At 63.0% G+C, this 4,095-nt stretch carries 5 protein-coding genes; 3 read left to right on the plus strand and 2 right to left on the minus strand.

From position 1 onward, the window contains the following. Positions 1 to 258 precede the first annotated feature (258 nt). Complete coding sequence (locus Q0716_RS03705) at positions 259 to 576, plus strand: hypothetical protein (protein ID WP_299019792.1); 318 nt, start codon at positions 259 to 261, stop codon at positions 574 to 576. Here Q0716_RS03705 and Q0716_RS03710 read toward each other — a convergent pair. Next, positions 565 to 1,665: a site-specific integrase gene (locus tag Q0716_RS03710; RefSeq protein WP_299019794.1), complete on the minus strand. Its 1,101-nt coding sequence runs from the start codon at positions 1,663 to 1,665 to the stop codon at positions 565 to 567. The two genes, Q0716_RS03705 and Q0716_RS03710, sit on opposite strands and share 12 nt — an antisense overlap. An 81-nt stretch (positions 1,666 to 1,746) precedes the next feature. Between Q0716_RS03710 and dusA the strand changes: the two genes are divergently transcribed. Further along, on the plus strand, positions 1,747 to 2,793 hold the full coding sequence (gene dusA, locus Q0716_RS03715) for a tRNA dihydrouridine(20/20a) synthase DusA (protein ID WP_299019796.1): 1,047 nt from the start codon (positions 1,747 to 1,749) through the stop codon (positions 2,791 to 2,793). On the opposite strand, the gene Q0716_RS03720 is transcribed toward dusA, so the two are convergent. Continuing rightward, on the minus strand, positions 2,794 to 3,441 hold the full coding sequence (locus Q0716_RS03720; protein WP_299019798.1) for a GntR family transcriptional regulator: 648 nt from the start codon (positions 3,439 to 3,441) through the stop codon (positions 2,794 to 2,796). A 173-nt stretch (positions 3,442 to 3,614) separates the two neighbouring features. Between Q0716_RS03720 and Q0716_RS03725 the strand changes: the two genes are divergently transcribed. After that, on the plus strand, positions 3,615 to 4,095 hold a 481-nt coding region (locus tag Q0716_RS03725), incomplete at its 3' end, for a methylmalonyl-CoA mutase family protein (protein WP_299019801.1).

Here is a 4,095-nt window from a genome sequence, read left to right on the forward strand (position 1 = left end):
CCTGGGACATGTCCCGCCCATCGAGGCCATGAAAAGATGGTACAAAGAAAAACCGGAACTTTTCATAAAAGTGCCACGTAATCGTCCGGGACCTGACAGCTATCTCTCATCGTCTCCTGCCGCAGTAGGTGGCAGCATGGAATACGAAGGAGCGACGCAATGATCAATGCTTCTCATGCTAGCGCATGTGCTCTGGTGCTGGCATGCACGGCAACCGTAGCAAATGCCGCCCAGTACGACAGCCCTAAAACCCTACTCATGAAAGCCATCGATGCGCCCGACGGCAAGGCCAGCGGTGAAATCGTGGGGCCGGTGGCGGAGCGGTTCCGGCAGGCGACCGGCTCCAGCGCGCCCGTCCTGGCCGAAGTCAGCACCATCAAGAGCTTCCAGCAGGAGGGGTGCAAGCGGCTTCAGCTCCGGTTGCGTCAGGGAGACGTGACCGACAAGGAAGGCAGGCGAGGGGAGATCGCATTCACCTACGACTTCAACCTGTGTCGGGACGGCACGCCGCCGACCGAGGGGATGGACTTGGGGCGGGTGAGCGAGGTGTTGCGTTCGCGTGATCTAGCTCGGTAGGCCTTTGCCTTGCTGGTCAATGAGGGATGTTCGCAACGGATTCCAGCGCCAATCCGCATACTTGTCCCCGGACTGCCGGATGTGGGTATAGCGCTTGAGGCTGGCCCACGTTCTGTGTCCGCTGACACATGCGACTTGAGGAATCGTCCATCCAAGCTCGAACAGGCGACTCACCCCTTCGTGTCGCAAGTCGTGAAAGTGAAGGTCTTCGATCCCAAGCAAGGCACAAGTGCGGGTAAAACTGGTGCTGATGCTGTCGCTGTTGAAGGGAAAAATGCGGCCCGAGCGGGTAGGCTGCTTTTCGATGAGGGCCATGGCTTCGGGTGTGAGCGTGCAGCGCACGTCGTTTCCGATCTTCTCGCCGGGGTTTTTCATGTCGCGGACCACGACTTCCAAGTTGACCCGATCCAGGTCCTCCCACGTGATGCGGGTAATCTCGTCGAGGCGGCGCGTGCTGAAAATCGCAAAGCGGATGATGTCGGTCATCGGGATCGCATCGGATCGCTTGGCTTGCATCACGGTGTAGTGATCCATCAGCCGGTCTAGTTCTTCGAGGGTGGGACGCCTGTTGCGGGTACGGGCGTTGGAGATGAGACCGATCCGCTTGGCGACGGTGCGCGCATCATCAATCGCCTGCTTATCGAGAGGATAGCCCCACGCGGGCCGCGCCACGGAAAACACCGCCGCGAGGTGGCTGAGGTAGTTGGCTACCGTCTGCGGCTGAACGCGAAGGTTTTGGGCGAACGATACGATGTGCGGACTCTGAAGTTCCGAGCACCGTATGGCCCCAAGCTCCGACGCTTGGATCGTGCGCAGCACCTGCACCTTGGTCTTGCCGTAGTAACGGCGGGACTCCCCGAGATACCGATCGATGACCTCGGCCAGGGTAGGGTCGGATGCCTTCAGCTTGTCGAGCGCACCCGGTGTGGCCAACTCCGACTCGCGGCGCTTCAACCACAGCATGGCGGCGGGGCGTCGGTCAAAGGTCTGGCTTTCTGAGTGAACCACCTGGCCGTCGCGCTTGATCCGTATCTGCGCCGTGTAGCCGACCGTGCCGTCCTTGCGCTTCCGTGCTGTAATCGTACCCATCGGGGGTGCTTGGTGCTACAAAAAAAGCTGTAGCACGGATTGTAGCACTCTACAACACAAAACAAGCCGAAAATAGCCGAAATGAACGTAAACGAGACTGTGCAAAAATCGACGCAAGCCGTTGAAAAGTCTGTAACATCTTGTTCTGATTCAAGGTGGCGCCTGTCGGTCGCGCCGATGATGCAGTGGACGGATCGCCACTGCCGTTGGTTTCACCGACAGCTCACGCGGCACACGCGCCTGTACACCGAGATGGTGACCACGGGCGCGCTGCTGCATGGTGATGTTGCGCGGCACTTGGGGTTCGATGAGATCGAGCACCCGGTGGCACTGCAGCTGGGGGGCAACGATCCCCGCGAGTTGGCGTTGGCGGCCCGGATGGGGGAGGTGTGGGGCTACGACGAGATCAACCTCAACTGCGGCTGTCCCAGCCCGCGCGTGCAGCGCGGCGCGTTTGGCGCCTGCCTGATGGAGCACCCGCGCCTGGTGGCCGACGCGGTGCGCGCCATGCGCGACGCGGTGCGCGTGCCCGTCACGGTCAAGCACCGCATCGGCATCGACCGCGTCGAGGACTATGGTTTCGTGCGCGACTTCGTTGGCACCGTGGCCGAGGCAGGTTGTCAGGTATTCATCGTGCACGCGCGCAACGCCTGGCTCGATGGCTTGAGTCCCGCTGAGAACCGCACGGTGCCGCCACTGCGTTATGGGGTGGTGCACCGGCTGAAAGCGGATTTTCCCCATCTCACCATCGTCGTCAACGGGGGGATCACGACGGACGCCCAAATCGCGGAGCAACTGGCGCTGCTCGATGGGGTGATGGTCGGGCGCGAGGCCTACCACCACCCTTGGTGGCTGGCGTCGTGGGATGCCACCTACTTCGGCATTTCGGCGCCCGGCATCGACCGCGATGAGGTCGAGGCGCGCATGGTGGACTACATGGCGCGGGTCGGCCCCCAGTTGCCCGGCGGCTGGTACGCGATTGCCCGCCACATGCTGGGGTTGCGCCATGGGCAGCCGGGTGCGCGACGCTGGCGGCAGGTGTGGAGCGATCACCGTCTCAAACACTTGTCACCGCACGAGGTGGCGCGCCGTGCCCAGGCGGCACTGCGCGGCGCCGTCGTCGCTTGATCAGACCGCAGCCTGCAAGCCGTTGGCAAAGTGCACCCGCACCGCTTGTGCTGCCGCGCTCGCATCGCGCCGGCGCAGCGCATCCAGGATCGCACGGTGCTCGGCCAGCGACTCGGCGATGCGCCCTTGCTTGAACAGCGAGCCGTGGCGGTTGAGTTTCATGACTTTGCGCAAGTCGTTGACGAGCTGCTTGCGCCAGCGGTTTTGCCCCAGGTCCAGCACGCGCATGTGAAACGCTTCGTTGAGCTCGAAGAAGCGCTCGCGCGAACCGCGCTCGGGGTCGGCCGCCGCTTCCAGCTCGGCGTGTAGGCGCTCGAGCTCTTCTAGATCGGCGTCGGTGGCGCGCCAACAGGCGGCTTCGGCGGCGTCGGCCTCCAGTAATGCCAGCAGCTCATAGACCTCGCGCAGGTCCTGCTGCGACACCTCGGTGACGTAGGCGCCGCGGCGCACTTTCATCGTCACCAGCCCTTCGGCGGCCAATACCTTGATCGCCTCGCGCAGCGGGGTACGGCTGATGCCCAGCTCCTCGGCGATCTTGAGCTCGTCGATCCAGGCGCCGGGGGGCAGTTGCCGGCTGAAGATGCGCTGCCGCAGCAACTCAGCCACTTCTTCATACAACGCGCGGGACAGCAGGGGAACGGCGGTCATGGCCGCGATCATACGGCATCAAAGATTCTGCATCAATAATTATGAATGCGCTACACTTCGGCTTTGCCGATGTTTGTGCCACCATGGCGGCCTGATTCGTGCCGCTGACGGCAAGGCGTTCTGCCCTTGCCCGTCATCGATGAGCCGCCGATCCGTCGTCACACGGGGAACCCATGTCCAAGTCCGAATTTCGCACCGCCACCCTGGCCGACTGGGAGGCCGCCGCCCGCCAATCGATCAAGGGTGCCCCGCTCGAGCAGCTCAACTGGGTCACGCCAGAGGGCATCACGGTCAAGCCGCTCTACACCGCGGCGGATATTCGGGATTTGCCCTACACCGACACGCTGCCCGGCTTCGAGCCTTTCATCCGCGGACCCCAGGCGACGATGTATGCCGTGCGGCCGTGGACGATCCGCCAGTACGCCGGCTTTTCGACGGCGGAAGAGTCCAATGCCTTTTACAAAAAGGCGCTGGCCGCCGGGGGCCAGGGGGTCAGCGTGGCCTTCGACTTGGCCACGCACCGAGGGTACGACTCGGACAACCCGCGTGTCGTGGGCGATGTCGGCAAGGCCGGGGTGGCCATCGATAGCGTGGAGGACATGAAAATCCTGTTCGATGGCATCCCGTTGGACAAGGTGAGTGTGAGCATGACCA

The sequence above is a fragment of the uncultured Tepidimonas sp. genome, assembly GCF_938045175.1.
GTDB lineage: Bacteria > Pseudomonadota > Gammaproteobacteria > Burkholderiales > Burkholderiaceae_C > Tepidimonas.